We start from the raw sequence: 25083 nt of genomic DNA, 5'->3' as shown, positions 1-25083 counted from the left end.
CTCAGCACCGCTTACTCCACCAGCATAAAATCGACTTTTTCGACGCCGCAATCGGGACACAACCACTCGTCGGGCACCTCTTCCCAGGGAGTTCCCGCCGCGATACCCGAGTCCGGATCGCCAACTTCTTCATCATACACCCAGCCACACACAATACATTCGTACTTCGCCATAACGCTACAACCCGTCCCTATTTACCCGTTACTGAGAAAAAAACGCGGCAATTCTACAATGGATGCCGCCGGGAGTCACAGCGCGGTTACCCCTGCCCGGGAGTGGATCGTCGCGCCACCGCCACGGCTCCACCCCAGAGCGCCCCACCGGCGGCCACCACAGTCACTCCCTGCCGCGCACCACCCCACCTTATTACATATAACTCAACAAACACTCACCCACTTCACCGTGGAACAAATCCGTCGCCGAAAACGAGCATAAATCCGCCAAATATACCCTGAAAACGCAACAACCGGCATCGCACCAACTACCGAACACAGATCGCAGGGTAACAATCAAAAACCAGTATTGAGCATAATTCAATAGACAGGCGACAGGCACCATGCTACCTTTTCCGTTATTAACATTCGAATCAATAGAGCGACGGAGTGGTTAATAGCCATGAGCGAGCAGGACGTCATTTACCAGCTGGACAGTAACGGTGTCGCCAGCGTCACCCTGAACCGCCCGGAAGTACACAATGCCTTCAACGACGAAGTCGTCGCTGCACTGCATGAGTGCTTTGACAGAGCAGGTAAAGACCCCGCCGTGCGCGCACTGCTGCTGCGTGGTGCCGGCAAAAGTTTTTGCGCCGGCGGCGACATGAACTGGATGAAGCGCATGGCGAACTACAGCTATGAGGAAAACCTGCAGGACTCCCGCGGCATTGCCGCCATGCTGCGCGCGCTGAATGAGTTACCCAAAACCACCATCGCGCTGGTTCAGGGCGCCGCCTATGGCGGCGGTGTTGGCCTCGCGGCCTGCTGCGACATTACCGTCGCCACCCCCAGGGCCGCATTCTGCCTTAGCGAAGTCAAAGTCGGCATGATCCCCGCCACTATCAGCCCCTATGTGGCACGGGCCATTGGTCAGCGCGCCGCGCGCCGCTATTTCACCACCGCAGAAGTGATTAACGCCCAGCGGGGCTTTGAACTGGGACTGGTCAGCGAGATCTTCGACAGCGAAGAAACCGCGCTGGCCTTTATCAGCAAACTGGCAGACGGGGTAGTCCGCAACGGTCCGGCGGCAGTGGCCAACGCCAAGCGCCTCGCCTTCGACCTAACTGACCGCCCCCTCAGCGACGAGCTGATTGAAGAAAGCAGCCAGCGCATAGCCCGCACCCGCGACTCCGACGAAGGTCGCGAGGGGCTGAGCGCCTTCCTGGAAAAACGCACTCCTAACTGGATTTCATAAACCCGCGCTGGGCAGCTTTGCCAGCGTCCAAAGCCAAATACTGACAGGTATCTTTTATGAGCGACGACAAGAAAGTACTCATCGCCAATGGACAGGGCTTCTGGGGCGACAGCCTCCTCGGCCCTCTGCGTCTGGTTGAGGAAGGTCCACTGGACTATTTGACCCTCGACTATCTCGCCGAAGTCACCATGAGCATTATGCAGAAGCAAAAACTGCGCAACCCCGACGCGGGTTACGCCACCGACTTTGTCGATATGCTTCGCCAGATTCTGCCCCGCTGCAAGGAAAAGGGCATCAAAGTCATCGCCAACGCCGGCGGAGTTAACCCCAAGGGCTGTCGCGATGCGATTCAGCAGGTGGTTAAGGAGCTGGGCCTGAAGGGCGTTAAAGTCGGCATTGTCGAAGGCGACGATATCCTCGACCAACTGCCCGAGCTGATGAAGTCTGGCGAGAGTTTCAAAAACCTCGACAACGGCGACGATCTGAGCACCATCCTCGACCGCATCTCCAGTGCCAACGTTTACATTGGCGCCAAGCCCATTGCCGACGCTCTGGCCCAGGGCGCGGATATTGTTGTCACCGGCCGGGCGACCGACCCCTCTCTGGTGGTAGCCCCCCTGATCCACGAATTCGGCTGGTCACTGGACGATTATGACAAACTGGCCGCAGGCACCGTGATGGGCCACATTCTCGAGTGCGGCCCCCAGTGCACCGGCGGCAACTACAACGACTGGCGCAAGGTGCCCGACTTCGCCCGCATCGGCTATCCCGTTGTTGAGGCCAGCGCCGACGGCAGCTTTGTAGTGACCAAACACGAAGGCACCGGTGGTCTGGTCAACATCGACACCGTGACTTCACAGCTGCTGTATGAACTGGGCGACCCGAAAAACTATCTCGGCCCCGACTGCACCTCGGACTTTACCACCATCCAGCTCGACGACGACGGCAAGGACCGAGTGCGGGTCAGTGGCATCAAGGGTTCTGCCCCCACTCCCACCTACAAAGTGTCAATGTCCTACGCCAACGGCTACAAGATTGTCGGTCAGCTGACCTACACCGGCCCTGACGCCGTGGAAAAAGCCCAGCTCGGCGCAGACATTCTGTTTGAGCGGGTCGGCATGTACGGCAAAGCCATTCCCGAGGAAGACCGCTTCGTTGAGCTGTTCGGCACCAATGTTTGCTACAAGGGCATCGTCAAACAGAGCGAAGCCCCCGCCGAAGTCATGCTGCGGGTCGGCGCCAAGAGCAATGACAAGAACCTGCTGAACATTCTCGGCCGCGAACTGGCTCCGCTGATTACCAGCGGCCCGGTAGGCGTCACCGGCTTTGCCGCAGGCCGCCCTCGCCCCACTGAAATCGTCGGCTACTGGCCGGCCCTGATCGACAAAAACAAAGTTACTACCACCGTAATCGTGGAGGAGGTTTAACATGGCCAAGGTCAAACTAATGGATGTCGCCATTGCCCGCTCAGGCGACAAGGGCGACGGCAGCAATGTGGGGATCAAGGCCCGCACTCCGGCGATCTACGAATTCCTGAAAGAAAATCTTACCACCGAGCGGGTCAAGGCCCATTTCAGCGAGATCTGCTTTGGTGACGTTGAGCGCTACGACCTGCCCAACCTGCAGGCGCTGAACTTTATCCTTGAAGACTCTCTCGGCGGCGGCGGAACGGAAACCCTGATTATGGATGCCCAGGGCAAGGTACACAGCCTTGCGCTGCTCCACATGGAAATGGATATTCCCGACGCTTTGCTGGCGGAAGTGAAGTAAGGGATCAAGCATGAGTATTCTGCGGCAGTTGCGCGAACGCGCAAAAAGTCTCAGCGGGCACGCCGCGCCACCGCGCATACTGCTGCCAGAACACCATGACCCGAGAGTTATCGAAGCAGCCAACGCACTGCACGCCCAGGGGCTGGTTGAAGTCCTGTGTCTTGAAGCCCACCCCGACCTCAGCAAAGAGATAGAAGTTTTTGCAACGCGGGAAGATGCACTGGACTGGCGCCAACGTGCGGCAGGCAGTTTTCAGCAGGCCCGCGCAGCCAAGGGTATCGATCTTGCGGCGGCAGAAAAGGCCATAGAAAACCCGCTGCTGCTCGCAACGCTGCTGATCAAGCTCGGCTACGCCGACGGCGGCGTTGCCGGCTCAGTCGCTACCACCGCCGATGTATTGCGCGCGGGCATACAGGGACTGGGATTGGCCGAGGGTGCAAACCTCGTCTCCAGCTTTTTCCTGATGGAAATGCCCGACCAGCGCTTGTTTTCCTACGCTGACTGCGGCGTAAACCCCAACCCCAATGCTGAGCAACTTGCACAGATTGCCATCGCCACGGCCAGAAACCACCAGGAATTGAGCGGCGAAACACCGCGAGTTGCCATGCTCTCATTTTCGACCAAGGGCTCGGCGGAACACGAGTCGGTGCAAAAAATGCGGGATGCGCTGGCACTGGTAAAGGCTCAAGCACCAAATATTCTTATCGACGGCGAACTGCAATTCGACGCCGCCATCATGCCCGCCGTAGCAAAATCCAAAGCCCCGGACTCCGCGGTAGCGGGATATGCAAACGTCTTTATTTTCCCCGACCTCAACTCCGGCAATATCACTTACAAAGCCACAGAGCGCCTCGCTGGTGCGACGGCGATTGGCCCATTACTTCAGGGCCTGGCAAAGCCGTGGATGGATTTATCCCGGGGTTGCAAGAGCAGCGACATCGTCGATACCGCCGTTATTGCGGCTAATTTGAGCCGATAGAAGTTTGCCGGCAGGGCCGGCCTCTACAGCTCCAGGCCCGCCACGAATATGTTGACTTAAGCCATATGACTCATCGGCTTCGCCGCCGGAGGACGCCGCGCACTGGCGTTAGTGCTGGCATTCGTACTGGCCGAGGCACGATCCACCAATGAGCGCTCCAGCTCTGACAGCAACCGATCCAATTCTCGACTGACACGGGTTTGCAGGCGAATGGCTTCTATTTTTGGCCAGGTTGCCCGCTCTCCTGCTTGAATCATATCCATAATTTCCTCCGTCGAGCGCGTCGACAACAGGCGCAGGGGATTATGGAAACGATTGGGTGGAAGAATATTAATATCGCCGGTGTAGGTTTGTGCCAATACCGAACTAGTCATGCGAAACAGTTGGGCCACCCCCGGTCGAAACGAGCCAGGCCCGGCCACCAGCTTGGTTCCCGCCAACAACCACTCCCGGGTGGTGTTGCGAAAAGCCCGACGCACTATCCCCCACCCCCGCTGAACCTTCTCCTCTTCGACAAAGGGCAGAGCCACCGGGTTGGTCTGACTGACGATGAAGTGATTCACCCCATACAGTCGCGACACCCGTCGGATCGGCAGGTCGTCGCTCACCGAGCCGTCGATCCACTTGCGTGTAGGAAGAAAGGCCTGTCGCTCACCTTTCTGGTTTCGCGCCATCAACGTCACCGGAGGAAAAACGCCGGGAAATGCGCTGGAGGCCAGCAAGGCTTCACGAATCATCACATTGGGTGAAGCCACCGCATTAAGCAACCGGGAATTCTGGTGCCGCTCGGCGGGGGCGACGGAAATATTGATATTCAGGCCGGTGCGCTGATAAGCCTCGTGAAAACTGACATCGGGAATCAGTCGATCAAATAAATCGCGAATCGCTTTCTGCGACAGTGGCGACGAGCGAAACAGCGAGAAACGACTAAGAATTCCGGCCTCTTTCTCCACCTCAAAGCGGATATATTCCGGTTGAAAAATTGCCGTCAATTCATCCCGAGTGTGAGTGCCCACCAGAGCCGATACCAATGCCCCACCACTGGCACCGGACATGATAGGCGGTAGCATATCCTGCTCCCAAAGCGCCTTAACCACCCCTAAATGAAAGTAGAACAGGCTGCCCGAGCCGCTGAGCATCAGTGCGGAGCGGCCAACACAGTGACTCGCCCGTTGCAGGAATTCATGCTTATCAGCCAAACTGATATTGTTCAGCTGGTCACTGGCAACATAGCGCAAACACTGCACCAATTCTTCGATATATTCCTCGACCAGAAATTTGGTGCCGGAGCGAGCGCGACCGTAGAGGGCCATATTGCCTATACCGGCGGTATTACCGTGAATGCCCTCATTCAATACGTAGAGCAGACCCGGCCCGTTGCCGTCGTTGCGCAACTCGCGCATCTGATCCAAGCGGTCGCGAATGGTGGCAAAATCGTAGAGCTGGCTGCGCTCAATCGCCCGCCAGTAATCGAGACCCTGACTTTCATCCAGAGCCTGCGCGATATCGCGCCACTCGCTATAGGACTCGGCATTGTCCAGCGCTGCTTCAAGCCGTGATAGAGACGCCACAATATTTCCCCTCGGAAATCATCGATGATGCGGAGCGACGATAAGTCGGCGGGCTCCGCCCGTTCCGTTCGTGTCGTTTACTTGAAATAATCCGGCTTGCCCGCCATCCACAGGTCGCCCCAGAGCTGGCCGCCACCGTCAACGGTGAGCACTTCTCCGGTTATAAACCGGGCACTGCTGTCACTGAGAAATACGCAGCTTTGGGCAATATCCCAGGGCGTGCCGAAGCGACGCATCGGATTGGATTGGTCGAAGGCGCTGCGAGCCTCTTCGGAATAGACCCCCATGCCCTCGGAGAAGATAACGCCGGGGGCAACACAGTTCACCCGAATGCCGTACTCAGCCCATTCCACCGCGACGGTCTTGGACAGGTGAATGACCCCGGCACGCGCCGCGCAGGTATGGGCGCCACCGGCCATACCACGAGGCACAACAGCGACAATATTGACAATACACCCCGCCTTGGCGGAATCACGCCACTGTAGCGCGGCGTGCTGCATCATGTACCAACTACCGTTGAGGTTATTGGCCACCACAGCGTCGAAACCGTTTTTGGAAAAGTCGATAGCCGGCTGGGGAAACTGTCCGCCGGCATTGTTGATCAGCACATCGACACCGCCATATTCACCATAGAGCTCAGCAAACAGGGTGGCGACGCCGTCGTAGTCGCGAATATCCTGCACTCGGTAGTCCGCCAGCAGCCCCTGGGCGCGAATGGCTTCTACCGTCGTGACCAGTTTTTCTTCGGTGCGCCCAGTGACAATGACCTGAGCACCGAGGCGGGCAAACAACCAGGCCGTAGCCTTGCCGATGCCACTGCCACCACCGCTGACCAGCACCGTTTTTCCGGCAAATCCGGTCGCGGAAAATGGCAGGGGGGCACGGGCAAAATCCGCATCCCCCATTACACGGGGCGAGTCAGCCATGACTACTCGCTCAGCAGCTCACCGGCAATGATGAGCTTGCGCACTTCGGTGGTGCCCGCGCCGATTTCCATCAGCTTGGTTGCCCGAAACAGCCGATTCATTTCCGACTCCCAGATATAACCGCTACCGCCGTGAATCTGCACGCCGTTATCGACAACCTGATTCATGGTGTTAGCCACGTACATAATGGCAGCGGCGGTGATTTTGTGGATTTCGCCGCGACCGGCTTCACCGTGACCCACCTTCTGACAGGCGGCCAGTGCGCGGTAGGTCATCAGCTTCATGCTTTCAATCCAGGCGTACATGTCCGCCAGGCGACTTTGTACCATCTGGAAACTGGCAATCGGCTGCTTGAATTGCTCGCGGGTTTTTGCGTAGTCCACACACAATTCCAGCGCGCGCTCGGCAATGCCCACACACAGCGGGTTAATCATCGCCCGCTCCAGATCGAGTCCACTCATCACGACCTTGTGGCCCTGACCCAGCTCGCCAACAATGTTTTCCGCCGGGATACGGCAATCCTCAAACACCAGCTCAGCGGTCTGACTGCCCCGGAAGCCCATCTTGGTCAGTTTCTGCGCCACCTTGAAGCCCGGCGTCGTGGTCTCAACCAAAAATGCGGTCACACCTTTGCTGCCGGCATTTTTGTCAGTTTTGGCATAGACCAGCACCAGATCAGCGATCGGCCCATTGGTGATATAGATTTTTGCGCCGTTAAGCACGTAGTGGTCGCCATCCTTCACCGCGGTGGTGCGCATGGAGCCCAGTGCGTCGGAACCTGCGCCCGGCTCGGTCAGCCCCAGCGCGCCGATTTTTTTACCAGCGCAGACATCGGGCAGGTATTTCTGCTTGAGATGCTCGCTGGCATTGGCGTAGATATTATTGGCGAACAGATTGTCGTGCACTACCCACGCCAGACCCATTGCGTGATTCCAGCGACCGAAAGCCTGGGCGATCACCCCGCAGGACAGAAAGTCCAGGCCCGCGCCGCCGTATTCCGGCGATACCGTCACACCGAGCAAGCCCAGCTCGCCCAGTTGGGGAAACACCTCGGTGGGCCACCACTCATCGTCGTCCATTTTTTGCGCCAGCGGGTACAACTGCTCCCGGGCAATGCGGTCAGCGTGGTCCAGCAATTCCCGATGTTCGTCACCGAGTTGAAAAAAATCTGTCATGGTTTTCTCCGCAAGAAATTCATTAAGGGCTATACCCGGAACACACCGTAGTGAGGGTGACCAATAGGCGCATTCAATGATGCCGCTATCGCCATACCCAAGGCATTACGGGTGTCAGCCGGATCGAGAATGCCGTCATCCCAAATCAGTGACGAGGTGTAATACGCACTGCTTTTGTGGTGATAGTCCTCAATTATTTCCTGTTCAATACGCTTCTGTTCAGCCGTATCCAGTTCCTTGCCTTCGCGCTTGAGCTGGTTGGTTTTAATGGTAGTCAGGGTTTTCGCCGCCTGCTCTGCACCCATTACCGAGATTTCGCTGTTTGGCCAGCTGAACAGGAAGCGGGCGTCGTAGGCGCGACCACACATACCGTAGTTACCGGCGCCGTAGGAACCGTTGGTCATCACTGTAAACTTGGGCACTTCGCTACCGGCCTGGGCCATAATCATTTTGGCGCCATCCTTGGTAATCCCCTCACGCTCGTAGGCCTTACCCACCATGTAGCCGGTGATATTCTGCAGGAAGACCAGCGGCGTTTTATTCTGGTTACACAGTTGAATAAAGTGCGACGCTTTTTTGGAGCTGTCGTTAAACAGAATGCCGTTGTTCGCCACAATGCCTACTTTATAGCCCCAGATATGGGCGTAACCACAGATAATGGTTTTGCCGTAGTTGGGCTGATATTCATGGAAGCGACTGCCATCAACGATACGGGCGATCACTTCCATCATATCGAATTGGGTTTTGATATTGGCCGGAATAATGCCGTACAACTCTTTCGGGTCGTAGTAGGGTGCCTCTGGCGCCTGTTGTTGGGCATCCCACTTCTGCGGCTTGCTCCACTGGGCGACGATCTCGCGACCGATTGCAATGGCTTCCTCTTCGGTTTCCGCCGGGTAGTCACAGGTGCCCGACACCGAGGTATGCATGTCGGCACCACCGAGTTCCTCAACCGTCACCTCTTCACCGGTAGCGGCTTTCACCAGCGGCGGCCCACCCAGGAATACCGCACCAGTGCCACGCACAATAACGCTGTAGTCACTCATTGCCGGCACATAGGCACCGCCCGCGGTACAGTGGCCAAACACCAGCGCCAGCTGTTTGACGCCCATCTTCGACAGAATAGCCTGGTTGCGAAAGATGCGACCGGCGTAGTATTTATCGCCGAACAGTTCCGATTGCAGGGGTAAAAAGCCACCGGCGCTGTCGCAGAGGTGAATCACCGGCAAGCGGTTTTCGATGGCGATGTCCATTGCCCGGACAATTTTCTTGATGGTCATCGGGAACCACGCACCACCCTTCACGGTGCTGTCGTTCGCGTGGATGACCACTTCACGGCCAGCGACGATGCCGATACCGGTTATACAACCAGCTGAGGGCGCGTCGCCGTCATAAAGTTCACCGGCCGCCAGGGTAGACAGCTCCAGAAAGGGAGTGCCGGGATCGAGCAGCATTTCTAGTCTTTGTCGCGGCAGCATTTTTTCCTGCCGGGCCAATCGATCGAGGTCGCGTTGGGGACGGGTGTATCGCGCCGCCTCCTGACGTCGGTGAAACTCTGCCAAACGGGATTCGTTGGCCTTGATATTTTCCTGATATTCGGATGACTGAGTATTGATCCGACTTTGAATTCTACGCATGGCGAAAGTCCAGCCGTTCTGTTAATTAGTGAATAGGGGTGCAGTGTCCGCTACGCATCGCTCGGCGACGGGTGCCCTTCGATTTCGACCAGCACATCGTCCTTGTTAAACTCGGAGCCAGCGGCCACGCTGATCGAGCGCACAACGCCGTCGCAGGCAGCGGTGACTGTCGACTGCAGCTTCATGCTTTCGATGGTCATCAGTTTCGCTCCCTCGACCACTTCATCGCCCTCGGCGACCAGCACTTCGATTACCACACCAGGCATCGGCGCGCGCACGCTACCCTCACCTTCGGCGCTACCCGCCGCCAGTGAGCGCGGATCAAATGCCGTGACCTTTATATATTGGCCGTCGATCTTCAAAAAGATGTCGTCGCCATCCCGGGCAACCCAGGATTCGAAACGCTTGCCATTGATATCGAGGGTACAGCGACCATCGCGTTCGTGGTCAAAGGCGATGGCATAATCCTCGTCGCCAATGGCCAGTACCAATTCGTCAGCGAGGCTACGCGGCGCGATACTGACCATTTCGCCAGCGATCTTGAATGTATATCTCACCTCAGTTTCTCCACTCTTTCATCAGCCGGTAGGGATAAGGAATCTCGTCCATCATCGCCACAAATTGTCGGTCACTCAGCGCCGCAGTCGCCAGCGCTGCCGCGTGAAGCTCTTCACCGACCGCCCGGGGCTGCAGGTCCGCTTGGTATTCCTTGATAAAGCTGGTGTTGGTGTCGCCGCTGGCAAAGGCGGGATGACGCAGCACCCGACCACAGTAGTCAGCGTTGGTATCCACTCCGAGAATGACAAAATCATTCAGAGCGTCCAGAGCTGCTTGAATCGCCGCGGGGCGGTCTTCAGCGTGCACAACCAGCTTGGCGATCATCGAATCGAAAGCCGTACCGATTTTCTGGCCTTCATAAGCACCGCTGTCAAAGCGGCGACCAGGACCCACCGGTGGACGCAGCATCAGCACCTTACCGGCGGCGGGAGCGAAGTCTTCATCGGGAATTTCGGCACAGATACGGCACTCAATCGCGTGGCCTTCCTGCTTGATCTCATCCTGGGACAAGCTCAGCGGCAGGCCCTGGGCAATGCGAATCTGTTCTGCGACCAGATCGACGCCAGTCACCATTTCGGTAATGGGGTGCTCCACCTGAATACGGGTGTTCATCTCAAGGAAATAGAACTCACCGTCAGGGGCGTAGATAAATTCAATCGTACCAGCGCCGGTGTAGTTGACCGCCTTGGCGATTCCCACCGCGACCTCGCAGATATCCTGGCGCTGCTTCTGGTCCAGAGCCGGAGATGGCGTTTCCTCAACAACTTTCTGGAAGCGGCGCTGAATCGAGCACTCACGCTCCCACAGGTGGACACAGTTGCCGTGCTCGTCACCCAGCACCTGCACTTCGATATGACGGGGGTTTTCCACGTAGCGCTCGGCATAGACCCGCGGGTCACCAAAGTAGCGCTGGGCCTCGACGCGGGCCGTCGCCAGCACCTCGCGCAGGGACTTTTCATCGCGGACAATCTGCATACCCTTGCCGCCGCCGCCCGCAGAGGCCTTGATAACCATAGGAAAGCCGATGTCGAGAATGCGGCTCACCAACTGCTCCTCGTCACCCTCATCAATCACCGAAGGTGCAACGGGGAAGCCCCGCTCCTGCACAAAGTTGCGCGAACCGATTTTGTCACCCATCAGCGTCATGGCTTCCGGACGAGGCCCGATAAAGCAGATTCCGGCTTCGTCGAGCGCCCGGACAAAGGCCGCGTTCTCCGACAAAAAGCCGTAGCCGGGATGCACGGCATCAATATTATTTTCAACGCAGATTTTGACGATTTGAGGAATATCGAGGTAGGCCGCAACGGGCGTCTCCCCTGTCACCTCAAAGGCTTCATCGGCCATCTTGACCGAAGGGCTATCGATCTCCACCCGGTGAAACAGCAGGGCCGACTGCAGGCCCATGTCTTTTATACTGCGCAGGATACGAACCGCGATCTCTCCACGATTCGCTACCAGCACTTTCTTGAACTCTCGCTTATCAGGCATCGTTGTATTCCACGTTGTCGCTCACTGCATTACTCAATAGCATAATTGAGTAATACTCAATACTAAACCCTAAAAAAAGGCGAATGTCGCTGAATTCACCTCTTTTACTACCTAACTCAAACTAACCCATGCTCAACAGCTACGGAAAAACTCGAAAACAGCCGCCCCGAAGAGCGGCAAAGGAGTTACATATTCGAGCGCCACCGCCGCCTGCCACGCTTTCAGCACAACAAAGCGACCCGGCTATTGAGCCTTGCTTAACTATAGCTATTGATACATAGATCAACACATAAAGTCAACAACACCCACACAAAACCGTGACCAAGGCTACAGCTGTAGCACAAAACCAGAGAGGGCTATGAAGAAATACTACCTGCTATTGACCCATTCGACAATAAAATTTCAACCCATATTGAGCATAATTCAATATTACTGTATTCTCGAAAAAAATCACCATTGTTAAGCGAGGCACATCAAGGTGTTTAAAGAATCCATTCTGGCAGGCAAAACGGCATTTATTTCCGGCGGCACCAGCGGCATAAACCTGGGTATTGCCAAGGCCCTGGCCCAGCACGGCGCAAGCGTGGCAGTCATCGGCCGCAACCCGGAGCGGGGCGAAGCCGCCGCCGCAGAGATTCGCGAGGCCGGCGCTCCCACCAGCCTGTTTTTCAGTGTTGATGTGCGCGACTACGACGCCGTCAACCAGGCGATGAAAGACACCGTCGCCCAGACCAAAAGCCTCGACATCGTTATTGCCGGCGCTGCGGGCAATTTTTTTGCTCCGGCCGTCGACATCAGCCCCAACGGCTTCAAAACCATCGTTGATATCGACCTGCTCGGCACTTATCACGTGTTTCGTGCGGGCTTCGACCATTGCAGCAAACCGGGTTCTTCCTTTATCGCCATCACCGCGCCGCAGGCGGTCAACCCCACGCCGCTACAGGCCCATGTCTGCGCCGCAAAGGCTGGCGTCAACGCCCTGCTGAAAACCCTGGCCATGGAATGGGGCCCTGCGGGAGTCCGGGTCAACGGCATAGCCCCGGGGCTGACCGGCGATACTGAGGGACTCAAGCGCCTGTTTGCCACCGACCCCGAGGGCGGACAAAAGATGATCGACGCTCTGCCCATACGACGTCTGGGTGAAGTCCGCGATATTGGCGATGCCGCCATCTACCTCAGCAGCGAGGTAGGCAAATACGTCAACGGCACCGTGATTGATGTCGATGGCGGCTATCAGCTGGGCGACGCCTCACTGGACTGCCTGACCTCCTCAAAAAAGAAGCCGTAACACCGCGAGAATAAAACGCCCCGAGGCGACACAGGAAGCACACGCCATGATCAGTTTTTCCGACACCAACCACGTCCGCCGCATCGCCCTCGATGACCCCTCGTCATTCAACGGCATCAGCGAAGCTCTTGTCGCCGCCGCGACTGAATGCCTCAACGAGGCCATGAACAACAATGATATTCGCGCGGTCATCCTCACCGGCAACGGCAAGTTTTTCAGCGCGGGTGGCAATCTGAAAAACTTCATGAGCCAAACCATTCCCATGGACGACTATATCAGCGACGCCATGGAGAAGGTTTACAACCCCTTTGGTCGCCTGCTGCGGTCGCTGCCCAAACCCCTGGTCACCGCTGTGAATGGCCCGGCCATCGGGGCTGGCGTCGGCCTCGCCCTGAGCGGCGACATTTGTTTGATGGCAAAATCGGCGTACTTCTCTCTCCCCTTCGTTCCCAAGCTGGGCGTTGTCCCTGACATGGGAGCATCGTGGCTTATTACCCGCAGCCTCAATTATAATCAAGCGCTGGCGCTAACATTGACCGGCGAAGCCCTCAGTGCCAGCGACGCTGCCGCCGCCGGCATGGTATGGCGCTGCTACGACGACGCCGAACTGGCCGACGCCGCGCAACAGCTGGCCGAGCAGCTCGCGCAGTCTTCACCCGCAGCAATACGACGCAGCAAAGAGCTGCTGCGCGCTGCCACGGTAAACAGCTACGAACAACAGCTGGAGCTGGAGCGAGAATTGCAGACCAGCAGCTTTGGCGGTGCAGCCTTCAAGGAAGGACTACGCGCCTTCAGCGAACGGCGCAACCCGGACTTCATCGCCCACGGCGATGAATAAGGCGGAAACCCGCCCCCGACACAGAGAGAACAGGTCTTGAGCAAAGCTAGAAAAACCGGAACCCGCACCCGACTGAGCCGGGAGCAACGCCAGGAAGAAATTATTCGGGCCGCGCGCAAGGTCTTTGAAAAACAGGGTTATGAGTCGTCAACCATTGCCGATATCGCCGAGGAAGTCGGTGTGGTCGAGGGCACGGTGCTGCACTATTTCAAGACCAAGCGCGCACTGATGGCCAAGGTTATCGAAGAGTTCTACTCCGATATTACCGCCACGATGGAACTGGGAGTCTCGCGGATTCACGGTACACGCAACCGCATCCGCTATGTCATACATACCCATATGTCGTTTTTGCATGACAACGCCGACCTGTGCACAGTAATTCTTAATGAGTCGCGCGGCAGCCAAACCGAGTTGCTCGACAAAGTACACAAGCTGAACAAGCGCTACACCAATGTAGTGGTGACCATAGTGCGGGAAGGCAAGGAAAACGGCGAGATCGCCGAGTTCGCCTCGCCGATACTGGTGCGCAATGTGGTATTTGGCGCCATCGAACACTATCTGTGGGATCTGGTCTCCGGCACCCGCCGGGAGGACATCGACGACATTTCTGACCAGCTCACCCAGTTGGTATACAGCGGCATTGTCAGTCGCCCGGACAATATTTCCAGCGAGGTTAACCAACTGATCCTCAAGCTGAATACGCTGATTAATTAGGGCCGGTCAATACCAACTGCATCGCTGAACGGAGGTGTTTAGCTGCAAGCCACAGGGCTTTTTGTTTCGCCCCGGCAAAGCCCCTCCAGCAGCGAAAATGCAAACCGTGCGAACAGGTCCTGCAACCCGATCAATACAGGCAGTGGTCGGGTTCAGGTAGAACAGGTTCTGACATCCAATAATGACCAAACAGGGACTGCTATGACCACGCCAAATACCAGCCAAGCAATACGTGTCCACCAACTGGAAATTTCCCCCTTCTGCGACAAGGTAAGGCGCGTGCTCGCCTACAAGGGCCTCGACGCCGAAATTATTAACGTGCCGATGGGCGAGCTGGGTAAACTGAAAAAACTTTCGCCCATTGGCAAGGTGCCCGTGGTCGAAATCGGCAGCGATGTCCTCGTCGATTCCAGTGACATCTGCCGGGAACTGGACGCCCGTTTTCCCTCACCACCGTTGTTTCCCGATGCCCCCGCGCAGCGAGCCCTGGTGGATATTCTCGAAGACTGGGCCGACGAAAGCCTCTACTTTTTCGAAATGACCATGCGCTTTACCTGGCTCCATGACCGCCAGCGCTGGGTGACCGAGATACTCAAGTACGATAACGCGATTATGCAGAAACTGGCGCGCCCGCTGGTGCCCTACCTGACCAAAAAGCAGGGCACCAACCAGGGACTGGCCAAGCGCAGCGAAGCGGATATTCTAAAGGAACTGACTCGCCATATTGCCAGCCTTGAAGCCATGCTCGATCAGGGGCAGCAATACCTTGTCGGCGATGCCCTGAGCCTCGCCGACATCAGCGTATTGGCCCAGCTTGAATGCATCGCAGGCTCATCCAAGGGTTTGCCAATTATCGAAAATTCCCCCAATGTCCTTGCATGGATGGCCCGGATAGAAAGCATGACCGGCGGACCGGCGATTCGCTGAAGCCCGAGAGGGTTCGCTTGCGGGGCAAGCTCCTACAGGGGGGCGCCCTGCATAGGTGAGAGTTCTTCCCCACTCAAACAGATTCCACCTGTGGGAGCGCGGCCCCCGCGCGAATGGCAGCGGATTCGCTAAAGCCCGAAAGGGTTCGCTTGCGGGGCAAGCTCCTACAGGGCGTGTCCTCCATAAGTGGAAGCACTTCCCCACTCAGACAGATTCCCCCATGTGGGAGCGCGGCCCCCGCGCGAATGACAGCGGACTCACTAAAGCACGAGAGGGTTCGCTTGCGGGGCAAGCTCCTACAGGGCGCGTCCTCCATAGGTGGAAGCACTTCCCCACTCAGACACATTCCACCTGTGGGAGCGCGGCCCCCGCGCGAATGACAGCGGACTCACTAAAGCACGAGAGGGTTCGCTTGCGGGGCAAGTTCCTACAGGGCGCGTCCTGCATAGGTGGAGGTCAAACAGATTCCACCTGTGGGAGCGCGGCCCCCGCGCGAATGACAGCGGACTCACTAAAGCACGAGAGGGTTCGCTTGCGGGGCAAGCTCCTACAGGGGGGTGCCCTGCATAGGTGGAGGCAACTCCCCACTCAAACCAATTCCATCTGTGGGAGCGCGGCCCCCGCGCGAATGGCAGAGGCTAGATTAACTGCCCCCTGCGCATCCAAAGCGCCTACAGAAACACCACCGCGTCACTGTGGCTCGCATTGATCTGATCCGCATACTGGGCCAGTAGACTCTTGCGTTTCAGTTTCATCGTCGGTGTCAGCAGGCCATTCATAATGGTCCACTCTCCCGGTGTTACCAGGATATTGGACACTTTTTCATAGGCGGGCAGACCACTATTGATCTTCTCCAGCGCCGCGCTCAAACGCTCAGCCAACTCGGCATTCGACAATGTTGCCGCCAGCTCCGACCGGGTCGCCAGCAGTATCGGCTGATTCAGGCCGTGACCACAAACACAGACCTGGGCCAGCTCAACCAACGAGCCAAACTCATCCTCAAGTTTGGTGGGGCTGATAAATTTCCCCTTGGTCGTTTTGAATACCTCGCTGATACGGCCGGTAATCCACAGATTACCGTCATCATCCAGCTTGCCGGTATCCCCTGTGTGGTACCAACCGTCAACCAATGCCTCGGCGGTTTTTTCATCGTTTTTATAGTAACCCACCATCAAACCGCTGCTGCGGAAACAGACCTCCTCGTCGTCGGTCAGTTTGATTTCCACCCCCGGCAGCGGCTTACCCACACAGCCTGCGGGCGGGCGACTATCCTCGCTCCAGAAGGTGCCGTCGCAGAAATTTTCGGTCATTGAGTAACCTTCCCGCAGCAGCACGCCCATATCCAGGAACCAATTCTGTACTTCCTTCGGGCAGGGGGCCGAACCGGTTAATATCACCCGAGCACTGTTCAAGCCCAGTTGTTTGCGCACCGCTTCACGCTGCTCATCGCCAAAGCCGGCCTGCACTTCCGGCGGAATTTTCGCATCCACTGCTTCCTTGAATTTTACCCACAGCCGCGGCACCGAGAAGAAGAAGGTTGGCTCTACCGAGCGCAATTCCTCAGCAAAGGTTTCCAGCCCTTCGGAGAAGGAGATAATGCCGTTGCAGTACAGGGCGTTCATTTCAACAATGCAGCGCTCGGCAGCATGGGACAGAGGCAGATAGGAAATAAATCGCTCCCGGTCACCGTGGGTACCTATTTTCCAGGTCTTCTGAAAGCGTGGCAGTACCGAGCCGGGGGTGGCATGGATATGCATTACACCCTTGGGGTTACCGGTGGTGCCCGAGGTGTACAAAATCGTGAACAAGCTGTTGGCGGCGGGAATCGGAGATTCAGCAAAGGGCTCGTACTGAGCTAACAGGGCTTCAATACTGATATCTGCCTTTACCGCGCAGCCATGAATTCCCACACGGGGCAGATCTGCAGGCAACACGCTGTCGATCTGTTCGGCAATGTCAAATTGACCCAGGAAGATCATCCGGCTTTCGCTGTGCTCGACAATATATTTCGTCGAGCTGGCATCTTGCCCCGGATAGAGCGGCACGCTGATGTGCCCGGCCAACATGATTGCGAAGTCCACCACTACCCAATCGGCACAGTTTTTTGCAAACACCGCAATACGGCTGCCAGGTTCATAGTTTTGCGCGACCAGATACGCCGCCAGGCGACGGGCGCGATCGGCGACCTCCGCCCAGGTATATTCCGTCCACTGCAGTGCTGCCGGTTGACGCAGAAAAACATCACCCGCCGCTTCGCGCTCCCAGTGATAAAACATTTCCAATGGGGTTTTGATGTTATCGCTCATATCTGTAGTCCTGTTATTGTCGATTAGCCAGACGCTATTAATGATATTACTATCAATTAAATAATTCACCAGCGGAAAGTTTATCCGCGACGATGTCCGGCGCTTTAAAACGGTCACCGTAAAGCTGGGCAAGCTCACCACAACGCTCGATAAATGCCGCGAGACCGTAGGTGTTAACAAATTGAATATAGCCCCCCGTCCACGTGGGCGCACCGATTCCCAGCAGGGAACCGATATTGCCATCGGCCACCGTGCGCAGTACGCCACTTTGCAGACACACGAGGCTTTCAATTACCGGGCGGAACAGCAGGCGATCCTGAATATCAGCATCGCTGACAGCGGCGTTCACTCGCTCGTCGAAATACAATTCCTTCAGCCTCGGCCAAAGTGCTTTGCCACTATCGCTATACTCGTAGTAACCGCCGCCGTGAACACGTCCGCCGCGACCAAACTCCGAAAGCAAGCGGCGCATCAGGGCCGTACCCGCTGGAGTGGGATCGTCTTCCGCTTTGCGCAGCCCCATGCTGATTTGTGCGTCAATAATATCCAGCGACAACTTCTGGCTGACCTCGTCTTGCAATGCCAGCGGCCCTACCGGCCAACCAACCCTCTTCCCGACATTTTCAACCCGGGCGGGATCAACACCCTCGGCAATTAATTGTGCGGCCTCCTGAATCGGCGTGCTGATAGTCCGCGAGGTATAAAAGCCCGGCGCATCGTTCACGACAATGGCGGTCTTGCGCAGCTGTCTGGCCAGATCAAAGGCCTTGGCCAGGGTTTCATCGCTGGTTTTTTCACCGCAGATAATTTCAAGCAGCGGCATACGATCCACCGGCGAGAAGAAGTGCATGCCAATAAAATTTTCCGGCGTGGCACTGGCTTCGGCGAGGCGTGAGATCGGCAGGGTCGAGGTGTTCGACGCCCACACACCGCCCTCGGCCAACAGCGGCTCAAGGTCGCGGGTCAGTTGGTGTTTGAGCTCGACGTTCTCGAATACCGCTTCGATAATAAAGTCGCAGCCGCGCAGGTCTTCGTTGTCGATGGAAGGCAGAATGCGAGCAAGGGCCGCCTCTGCCGCTTCCGCACTCATACGCCCCTTCTGCACGAGCTTGGCAAAGCCCTTTTCGGAGTAGGCCTTGGCTTTTTGCGCCGACTCGATGGTCACATCTTTTAATACAACCTCGATTCCCGCCTGGGCAGCAACCATGGCGATACCCTGGCCCATCATGCCGCCACCGAGTACACCGAGTTTGTTTACTGTAATTTTGTCAAAGCCCGCGGGCCGGCTCTTGCCACCAGCGACCTGATTCATCTGGAAGAAAAACGCGTTAATCATATTCTTCGCTTCGGGGCGGGTGACCAACTGCGCGAAGTTGCGGCTTTCAATGGTTAATGCCGTATCGAAACCGACACGCAGCACTTCCACCATCGTATTAAGAATAAATTCCGGCGCGGGCAGTCGGCCCTTGGTTTTTTTGTACAGGCCGGCTGACGACAAGGCGATCATCTGGCGAATGGCGGGATTGGTTTCATTACCCCCAGGCAGGGCAAATCCGCGAACATCCCAGGGTTGGGTCGCCGCTGCGACAGCGTCTTCCTGCGCAAGAATCCACTGCTTCGCAGCGGGGAGCAATGCATCGACGCTATCGACCAGTTGATCGACAATACCCTCTGCCAAGGCCTTGTCGGCGTTGATTTTTTTGCCTTCCATCAAATAGGGGAACGCGCGCTGAAAACCCAGCAAGGAGGTGAGGCGAACGATACCGCCACCCCCAGGCAACAGTCCCAGGCCCACTTCCGGCAAACCGACTTGAACGGCGCGCCCCTTCACTGCAATGCGCTGGTTACAGGACAAGGCCAGCTCCAGGCCACCGCCGAGGGCGGCACCATTAATCGCCGCCACCACCGGCACAGGCAGCTTTTCCAGGCGACGGAACAGCGACTTTATGCGCTGGGTACGCAGGAATACGCCCTCTTCTTCACCGGGCTGGGCCGCCACCAGCTCATTCAGATCGCCCCCTGCAACAAAGGTGGGCTTGGCGGAAGCAAAGATCACCCCGGCGAGGGACGATTCCGCCTCCAGTCGCTCTACCGCGCTGGTCAAGGCGGCAATAAAAGTGTCGTTAATCGCGTTGACGGCACCGGGCATCGCCATTGTCACGGTGGCGATATTGTCGCCGTCTTGTTGATATTCAAATACGTCTGTCATGGCCTGAATCCTGTTTTGTTGCCTGCGTGGCTTACACGCGCTCGATAATTGTGGCGATACCCATACCGCCGCCGACACACAACGCGACCAGTCCGCGCTTGAGCCCGCGACGCTCCAGTTCATCGAGGATCGTGCCAATCAGCATCCCCCCGGTAGCGCCGAGGGGATGACCCATCGCAATCGCCCCACCGTTGACATTGGTGACGCTGTGGTCGATATCCATGTCCTGCATAAAGCGCAACACCACCGAGGCGAAGGCTTCATTGATTTCCCATAGGTCGATATCTGCCACCGACAGTCCCGCTTTTTGCAGGCATTTTTTTGCCGCGGGCCCCGGCCCGGTCAACATGATGACCGGATCAGTCGAGGTCACCGCCGTCGCCACGATACGCGCACGTGGGGTCAGCGAAAGCTCTTTTGCAATGCGCTCATTGCCGATTAATACCGCACTGGCACCATCGACGATGCCCGACGAGTTACCCGGAGTATGAACATGGTTAATGGCCTCGACCTGGCTGTAGCTCGCCAGCGCCAGATCATCCATACCCATCTCCCCCATCGCGGCGAAGGAGGGCTTCAGTCCCGCAAGGGTGTCGAGGGTGCTGTTGGGCTTGATAAAATCGTCGCTCTCCAGAATGACACTACCGCAGGCGTCACGCACTGGCACAACAGAGGTGAACCAACCGTTGTCCCTGGCATGAGCGGCCCGTTGCTGGGAGCGCACTGCAACTTCATCCACGTCGCTGCGGCTCCAGTTGCCCAGCGTGGCGATAAGGTCAGCGCCAATGCCCTGGGGCACCGCGCCCTGTCCCAAAATAAACTCGGGGTCGGAGAACATCGCACCGCCGTTGCTACCCATTTTCACCCGGGACATACACTCGACCCCACCGGCGACAATCAGGTCTTCCCAGCCAGAGGCGATTTTCTGCGCGCCCATATTCACCGCTTCCAGACCGGAAGCGCAGAAGCGGTCCAGCTGCAAACCGGCAACCTGCTGATCCCAACCTGCGTACTGCGCCACGGCTTTACCAATGCAGCTACCCTGCTCACCCACCGGGGTTACACAGCCCAGCAGCACATCATCGACGCGAGAGGTATCCAGCTCATGGCGCTGCTGCAATGCCTTGAGCAGGCCGCCTGCCAGAGCCACGGGCTTCACTTCGTGGAGAGAACCTCCCTCCTTGCCCTTGCTACGCGGGGTTCGTATCGCATCGAAAATATAAGCTTCAGTGGTCACAACGCTGTCCTCAAATACACTGATAAATGGACGGCTTGCCCGGAATATAGAGCCGAACAAGGCACCGCCCCGCAGTGTGCGAGATCCACCTCAAGGGAACAATGACCAAAAGTGCGATCCAAAATTAACCATAACTTGCAAAATTCAATATACAATACACGTTATGGATAATTGGGGTGCCATCAGTATTTCCGTCCACACCGTGCAACGCTGCCTGGTGGGGGCTCGCGCTCACGGCCTGAACTGCAGCAAATTGCTACGCAGCTGCGGCATCGCCCCTGACCTGCTTCAACACAGCTCGGCGCGTATCCCCCTGCGCCAGTTTATCGACCTGTGCAGGCTCATCAGCGGTCGGCTTGGGGACGAGCAGTACGGCCTGCTCGAGCGTCGCCAGCAAATCGGCAGCTACCACGCCATTGCCGTCAATGCGGTACATGGCGCGACTCTGGGTGAGGCAATGACCCGCTTCACCCGCTATAGCAATCTGTTCGACAACAGTCTTTACCTGCACTGCGTGCGCGAAAAGTCCACCGCCACCCTTCAGGTCTGGCGGCGCAGCGGTATGCAGGTGCGCAGCAGTCTGGCAATCGATATTGCGCTGATGATTTTGCACCGCTTCGCCAGCTGGCTGATCAACGAGCGGATCCACTTGCACAGCGTCAAGCTGGATTACCCCGCCGAGGCCCTGCACGAACACCGCTACCTGTTCTTCAACGCCAATGTACTCCACGAACAGGAAATCAGCGCGGTAGAGTTTGACGCCGCCTATCTCGATCGTCCGGTGGCGCAAAATGAGCAAAGTCTGGCCCACTATTTTGAGGATGCCCCCGCCAAACTCTACCTGCCCCTCAGCCAGAGCGGCCCGCTTTCACTGGAAGTGCGCAGCCTGCTTGAGTCCCTGAACGAAGAGCAGTTTCGTCACTACACTCTGCGACAGGCCTGCGCCGAACTGCACACCAAGCCCGACACCCTGCGTCGGCATCTGGCGAACGAGGGCAGCAGCTGGCAGCTGATTCGCAATACCTTGCGGCGAGAAAAAGCCACACACCTGCTCACCCAGAGCGGCAGCAGCATTGAGCAGATTGCCTTTGCCATCGGCTACACCGAGGCCGCCGCGTTTATCCGCGCCTTCAAAACCTGGACGGGCATGACACCACTGCAGTATCGCAAAAGCATCAGCCCTCGCTAGCCCTCCCTCACTATTGACCAAGACCTCACTAACTGCCATTATTAATCGTAATATCAATATTCGACCATTTGCAGACAAAGCAGCAACGGCCGGCAATACAGCCAGATTCCTCTAACCAAAAGAGGAACACTGGCAGCGAAAAAAATATTGAGCGACACACAAATAAGCAGAACACGATAACGACAGGACCGCATCGCCATGACAAGCCCCGTATGTGAGCAGCCGAGTGCAGCCAACACCAGCCCGCTGGAAATGTCCCTGCGCCGCCAACGCGACAGTTTTATTCGCGACGGCTACCCCGATCTGCGTACCCGCCTCGACCGACTGGATCGGCTTATCGCTCTTCTACGGGAAAATAAGCAGCGCTTTGCCGATGCCCTGCGCGCCGATTATGGCGCGCGCTCCCACTTCGACAGCGTCGTCTTCGATGTGCTGGTGCCAATTGAGAGCCTGAAATACCTGCGCAAGCACACCGCCAAATGGATGCGCCCGGAAAAGCGCGGCGCAAAATTTCCGCTGAACCTGCTGGGGGCTGACGCCCATGTGTTTTATCAGCCACTGGGTGTGGTCGGCATTGTCGCGCCGTGGAATTTTCCCGTGCAGCTGACCTTTTCACCGCTGGGCAATGCGATTTCGGCGGGCAACCGCGCCATCATAAAGCCCTCTGAGCTTACCCCGGCAACCTCGGCACTGATCGAAGAGCTGATTAGCGAGCGCTTCGCGCCCGAGGAGATCGCCGTCATCAACGGCGGCCCCGATGTTGCGGCGGCCTTCAGTGCACTGCCTTTTGACCACCTTGTTTTTACCGGTGCACCGTCCATCGCCAAACACGTTATGCGTGCCGCCGCGGAAAACCTTGTGCCACTAACGCTCGAACTAGGCGGCAAATGCCCGGTGATCATCGGCGAGAACGCCGACCTCAACGCCGCTGTGGAGCGAGTGTTTACCTTCAAAACCATGAACGCCGGCCAGATCTGCCTGGCACCGGACTACACCTATATTCCCGAAGCCCGCCTCGGCGAATTTGTGCAACTGTGCAAAGCCTTTATGGAAAAGAACTTCACCACCCTGTCGGCCAACGACGACTACGGCTCGGTGATTAATGCACGACACCGGGAGCGCATCGCGGGTTATATTCGCGAGGCGCAGGAAAGGGGGCATGAGATTATCCCCCTGTGTGACGACATAGGCCTTGAACCCCACCCGGATCACAACAAACTGGCCCCGACCCTGGTCATCAATCCCGATGATGATTGCAAAATCATGACCGACGAGATCTTCGGCCCGGCGATGCCGGTAAAAACCTACTCCGATATGAACCAGGTCATCGGCGCAGTCAATCGCGGCGAGCGGCCCTTGGCACTGTATTATTTCGGCAAGTCGAATCGGGAGATTGCGCAACTGAAGCAGCGCACCGTCTCCGGCGGCATGGTAGTGAACGATGTCGCGGCCCACGTCCTTCAGGACACCATGCCCCTGGGCGGGGTTGGCCATAGCGGCATGGGCAGCTATCACGGCTTCGACGGCTTCCGGCAATTGAGCCACGCCAAGGCCTTTTACAAACAGGGGCTGGTCAGCCTGACCCCCTATTTCAAGGCACCCCATACCGACAAAATGCTCAAGCTACTCGAAAAGCTGATGGGCTAAGGCCCTACACGTCGACGACACCGAGGAAAGACCCGTGAACCCGGAAAAATTCGCCATCAACATCCCGCAGCAGCAACTCGACGATCTGCAGCAACGTCTGTCATTAACCCGTTTCGCCAAAGACTTCGGCAACGACGCCTGGGCCTACGGCACCAACGGCGCGTATTTGCAGGAGCTGGTTGAATACTGGAAGCACAGCTACGACTGGCGCGAACACGAGGCGAAAATGAACGCCTACGATCACTACCGGGTTGAGGTTCAGGGCAGTCCGATTCACTTTATGCGCATTCCCGGCAAGGGCCCGTCACCGACCCCGTTGCTGCTGCTCCACGGCTGGCCCTGGACCTTCTGGGACTATCAAAAAATCATCGGCCCGCTCACCGACCCGGAGGCCCACGGCGGCAATGCCGAGGACGCCTTCGATGTGATAGTCCCTTCGCTGCCCGGCTACGGCTTTTCCACACCGCTACAGCAGACCGGCATCAACTTCTGGCGAACCGCCGATATGTTTGTCGAACTGATGGAGGGCTTGGGCTATCCCAAATTCGCGGTACATGGCCACGACTGGGGGGCCATCGTGTCAGCCCAATTGGGACATAAATATGCCGACCGCTTGATTGGTGCCCACTTCACCATACTGCTGCCACTGGATACCTTTACCGGCGGCGGCGTGGACGAGAGTTTCTACACCGACGAAGACCGCCACCTCGGCCCCGCCAACGAGATGTTTTTTGCCGACGGCGGCGGCTACTTCGCCCTGCAAACCACACGCCCGCAAACCGCCGCGTATGGGCTGAATGATTCACCCGCGGGATTACTCGCGTGGATACTGGAAAAACGTCGCGCCTGGAGTGACTGCAACGGCGATGTTGAAACCCGTTTCAGCAAGGACGACCTGATTACCACCGTTATGATTTACTGGTTGACCGACAGCATTGGCACTTCCATGCGCTACTACTACGAGGCGGCCCACAACCCGTGGCAGCCCAGCCATAGCCGGGAGCCAGTGGTTGAAGCCCCCTGCGGTATCGCCGATTTTCCCGGTGAGGTGGTACACCAGCCAGAGGGCTGGGTGCGCCATTACTACAACGTAAACCGACTGACACGTATGCCGAAAGGCGGCCACTTCGCGGCAATGGAAGAGCCTGAACTGCTCTGCGAGGATATCCGCGCCTTTTTTGCCGCCCTGCGCTGACTTGTAGCTCCAGAAGCCCTTG

The 25083-nt window shown here is 57.3% G+C and carries 20 protein-coding genes and 1 pseudogene; 11 read left to right on the top strand and 10 right to left on the bottom strand.

The annotated features are described in order from the left end of the window. Nucleotides 1–14: 14 nt before the first annotated feature. Nucleotides 15–173 (bottom strand): annotated as a pseudogene (locus tag HCU74_RS18050) (rubredoxin); the annotation flags it as partial. A gap of 442 nt (nucleotides 174–615) precedes the next feature. On the opposite strand from HCU74_RS18050, the gene HCU74_RS18045 reads away from it, so the two are divergent. From HCU74_RS18045 to pta, 4 genes are read left to right on the top strand one after another with little or no spacing between them, the layout of a single operon-like run. Further along, nucleotides 616–1407, top strand: coding sequence for an enoyl-CoA hydratase/isomerase family protein (locus tag HCU74_RS18045; protein ID WP_168451833.1), 792 nt, complete (start codon nucleotides 616–618; stop codon nucleotides 1405–1407). 56 nt (nucleotides 1408–1463) lie between these two features. Continuing rightward, nucleotides 1464–2834, top strand: a complete 1371-nt coding sequence (locus HCU74_RS18040; protein ID WP_168451832.1) for an acyclic terpene utilization AtuA family protein — start codon at nucleotides 1464–1466, stop codon at nucleotides 2832–2834. 1 nt (nucleotide 2835) lies between these two features. Beyond that, entirely contained in the window at nucleotides 2836–3177 is a 342-nt protein-coding gene (locus HCU74_RS18035) for an AtuA-related protein (protein ID WP_168451831.1), read from the top strand. Between the two features lie 10 nt (nucleotides 3178–3187). Then, complete coding sequence (gene pta, locus HCU74_RS18030; RefSeq protein ID WP_168451830.1) at nucleotides 3188–4156, top strand: phosphate acetyltransferase; 969 nt, start codon at nucleotides 3188–3190, stop codon at nucleotides 4154–4156. 56 nt (nucleotides 4157–4212) lie between these two features. Here the strand turns inward: pta and HCU74_RS18025 are convergent, their stop codons facing one another. The 6 genes from HCU74_RS18025 to HCU74_RS18000 all read right to left on the bottom strand — a co-directional run bounded on the left by HCU74_RS18025 (nucleotide 4213) and on the right by HCU74_RS18000 (nucleotide 11511). After that, nucleotides 4213–5727 (bottom strand): DUF3336 domain-containing protein, encoded by a 1515-nt coding sequence (locus HCU74_RS18025; RefSeq protein WP_345889711.1) that lies wholly within the window; start codon nucleotides 5725–5727, stop codon nucleotides 4213–4215. Between the two features lie 77 nt (nucleotides 5728–5804). Continuing rightward, the gene (locus HCU74_RS18020) at nucleotides 5805–6653 is read right to left on the bottom strand and encodes an SDR family oxidoreductase (protein ID WP_168451829.1); all 849 of its coding nucleotides are present in this window, start codon (nucleotides 6651–6653) and stop codon (nucleotides 5805–5807) included. Nucleotides 6654–6655: 2 nt separating this feature from the next. Beyond that, nucleotides 6656–7828, bottom strand: coding sequence for an acyl-CoA dehydrogenase family protein (locus HCU74_RS18015; protein ID WP_168451828.1), 1173 nt, complete (start codon nucleotides 7826–7828; stop codon nucleotides 6656–6658). Between the two features lie 29 nt (nucleotides 7829–7857). Next, nucleotides 7858–9465 (bottom strand): acyl-CoA carboxylase subunit beta, encoded by a 1608-nt coding sequence (locus tag HCU74_RS18010; RefSeq protein WP_168451827.1) that lies wholly within the window; start codon nucleotides 9463–9465, stop codon nucleotides 7858–7860. Between the two features lie 50 nt (nucleotides 9466–9515). Further along, nucleotides 9516–10022 carry a biotin/lipoyl-containing protein gene (locus HCU74_RS20345; protein ID WP_168451826.1) on the bottom strand — a complete coding sequence of 169 codons (507 nt, stop codon included), beginning with the start codon at nucleotides 10020–10022 and terminating at the stop codon, nucleotides 9516–9518. A 1-nt stretch (nucleotide 10023) separates the two neighbouring features. Next, nucleotides 10024–11511, bottom strand: a complete 1488-nt coding sequence (locus HCU74_RS18000; protein ID WP_168451825.1) for an acetyl-CoA carboxylase biotin carboxylase subunit — start codon at nucleotides 11509–11511, stop codon at nucleotides 10024–10026. A 478-nt stretch (nucleotides 11512–11989) separates the two neighbouring features. On the opposite strand from HCU74_RS18000, the gene HCU74_RS17995 reads away from it, so the two are divergent. From HCU74_RS17995 to HCU74_RS17980, 4 genes are all read left to right on the top strand, one after another. Then, complete coding sequence (locus tag HCU74_RS17995; protein ID WP_168451824.1) at nucleotides 11990–12799, top strand: SDR family oxidoreductase; 810 nt, start codon at nucleotides 11990–11992, stop codon at nucleotides 12797–12799. A gap of 46 nt (nucleotides 12800–12845) precedes the next feature. Beyond that, nucleotides 12846–13637, top strand: coding sequence for an enoyl-CoA hydratase/isomerase family protein (locus HCU74_RS17990; protein ID WP_168451823.1), 792 nt, complete (start codon nucleotides 12846–12848; stop codon nucleotides 13635–13637). 36 nt (nucleotides 13638–13673) lie between these two features. Next, the gene (locus HCU74_RS17985) at nucleotides 13674–14351 is read left to right on the top strand and encodes a TetR/AcrR family transcriptional regulator (protein ID WP_168451822.1); all 678 of its coding nucleotides are present in this window, start codon (nucleotides 13674–13676) and stop codon (nucleotides 14349–14351) included. A gap of 201 nt (nucleotides 14352–14552) precedes the next feature. Next, complete coding sequence (locus HCU74_RS17980) at nucleotides 14553–15278, top strand: glutathione S-transferase family protein (RefSeq protein ID WP_168451821.1); 726 nt, start codon at nucleotides 14553–14555, stop codon at nucleotides 15276–15278. A gap of 671 nt (nucleotides 15279–15949) precedes the next feature. Here HCU74_RS17980 and HCU74_RS17975 read toward each other — a convergent pair. Genes HCU74_RS17975 through HCU74_RS17965 form a run of 3 tightly spaced genes read right to left on the bottom strand, consistent with a single transcriptional unit; the run spans nucleotide 15950 to nucleotide 21030 of the window. Next, complete coding sequence (locus HCU74_RS17975) at nucleotides 15950–17584, bottom strand: AMP-binding protein (protein ID WP_168451820.1); 1635 nt, start codon at nucleotides 17582–17584, stop codon at nucleotides 15950–15952. A gap of 52 nt (nucleotides 17585–17636) precedes the next feature. After that, entirely contained in the window at nucleotides 17637–19793 is a 2157-nt protein-coding gene (locus HCU74_RS17970) for a 3-hydroxyacyl-CoA dehydrogenase NAD-binding domain-containing protein (protein WP_168451819.1), read from the bottom strand. 31 nt (nucleotides 19794–19824) lie between these two features. After that, nucleotides 19825–21030 (bottom strand): acetyl-CoA C-acetyltransferase, encoded by a 1206-nt coding sequence (locus HCU74_RS17965; RefSeq protein WP_168451818.1) that lies wholly within the window; start codon nucleotides 21028–21030, stop codon nucleotides 19825–19827. Between the two features lie 163 nt (nucleotides 21031–21193). On the opposite strand from HCU74_RS17965, the gene HCU74_RS17960 reads away from it, so the two are divergent. The 3 genes from HCU74_RS17960 (at nucleotide 21194) to HCU74_RS17950 (ending at nucleotide 25061) form a co-directional block, all read left to right on the top strand. Next, complete coding sequence (locus HCU74_RS17960) at nucleotides 21194–22219, top strand: AraC family transcriptional regulator (RefSeq protein WP_168451817.1); 1026 nt, start codon at nucleotides 21194–21196, stop codon at nucleotides 22217–22219. A gap of 198 nt (nucleotides 22220–22417) precedes the next feature. Beyond that, nucleotides 22418–23866: a coniferyl aldehyde dehydrogenase gene (locus HCU74_RS17955; protein WP_168451816.1), complete on the top strand. Its 1449-nt coding sequence runs from the start codon at nucleotides 22418–22420 to the stop codon at nucleotides 23864–23866. A gap of 34 nt (nucleotides 23867–23900) precedes the next feature. Next, complete coding sequence (locus HCU74_RS17950) at nucleotides 23901–25061, top strand: alpha/beta fold hydrolase (protein ID WP_168451815.1); 1161 nt, start codon at nucleotides 23901–23903, stop codon at nucleotides 25059–25061. The last annotated feature ends 22 nt before the right edge of the window (nucleotides 25062–25083 follow it).

It is taken from the genome of Spongiibacter thalassae (assembly GCF_012272835.1).
In the GTDB taxonomy this organism is placed as follows: domain Bacteria; phylum Pseudomonadota; class Gammaproteobacteria; order Pseudomonadales; family Spongiibacteraceae; genus Spongiibacter; species Spongiibacter thalassae.
The sequence above is the reverse complement of the archived record's forward strand: the minus strand, read 5'-3'. Positions and strand labels throughout refer to the sequence as shown.

Excerpts from the sequence above, each read along its gene's own strand:
- HCU74_RS18000 (WP_168451825.1), bottom strand. The coding sequence starts at position 11,511 with ATGCCTGATAAGCGAGAGTTCAAGAAAGTGCTGGTAGCGAATCGTGGA.
- HCU74_RS18015 (WP_168451828.1), bottom strand. The coding sequence starts at position 7,828 with ATGACAGATTTTTTTCAACTCGGTGACGAACATCGGGAATTGCTGGAC.
- HCU74_RS18020 (WP_168451829.1), bottom strand. The coding sequence starts at position 6,653 with ATGGCTGACTCGCCCCGTGTAATGGGGGATGCGGATTTTGCCCGTGCC.
- HCU74_RS17955 (WP_168451816.1), top strand. The coding sequence starts at position 22,418 with ATGACAAGCCCCGTATGTGAGCAGCCGAGTGCAGCCAACACCAGCCCG.
- HCU74_RS18040 (WP_168451832.1), top strand. The coding sequence starts at position 1,464 with ATGAGCGACGACAAGAAAGTACTCATCGCCAATGGACAGGGCTTCTGG.
- HCU74_RS17980 (WP_168451821.1), top strand. The coding sequence starts at position 14,553 with ATGACCACGCCAAATACCAGCCAAGCAATACGTGTCCACCAACTGGAA.
- HCU74_RS18045 (WP_168451833.1), top strand. The coding sequence starts at position 616 with ATGAGCGAGCAGGACGTCATTTACCAGCTGGACAGTAACGGTGTCGCC.
- pta (WP_168451830.1), top strand. The coding sequence starts at position 3,188 with ATGAGTATTCTGCGGCAGTTGCGCGAACGCGCAAAAAGTCTCAGCGGG.
- HCU74_RS17990 (WP_168451823.1), top strand. The coding sequence starts at position 12,846 with ATGATCAGTTTTTCCGACACCAACCACGTCCGCCGCATCGCCCTCGAT.
- HCU74_RS17960 (WP_168451817.1), top strand. The coding sequence starts at position 21,194 with ATGGATAATTGGGGTGCCATCAGTATTTCCGTCCACACCGTGCAACGC.
- HCU74_RS17975 (WP_168451820.1), bottom strand. The coding sequence starts at position 17,584 with ATGAGCGATAACATCAAAACCCCATTGGAAATGTTTTATCACTGGGAG.
- HCU74_RS18035 (WP_168451831.1), top strand. The coding sequence starts at position 2,836 with ATGGCCAAGGTCAAACTAATGGATGTCGCCATTGCCCGCTCAGGCGAC.
- HCU74_RS18010 (WP_168451827.1), bottom strand. The coding sequence starts at position 9,465 with ATGCGTAGAATTCAAAGTCGGATCAATACTCAGTCATCCGAATATCAG.
- HCU74_RS17970 (WP_168451819.1), bottom strand. The coding sequence starts at position 19,793 with ATGACAGACGTATTTGAATATCAACAAGACGGCGACAATATCGCCACC.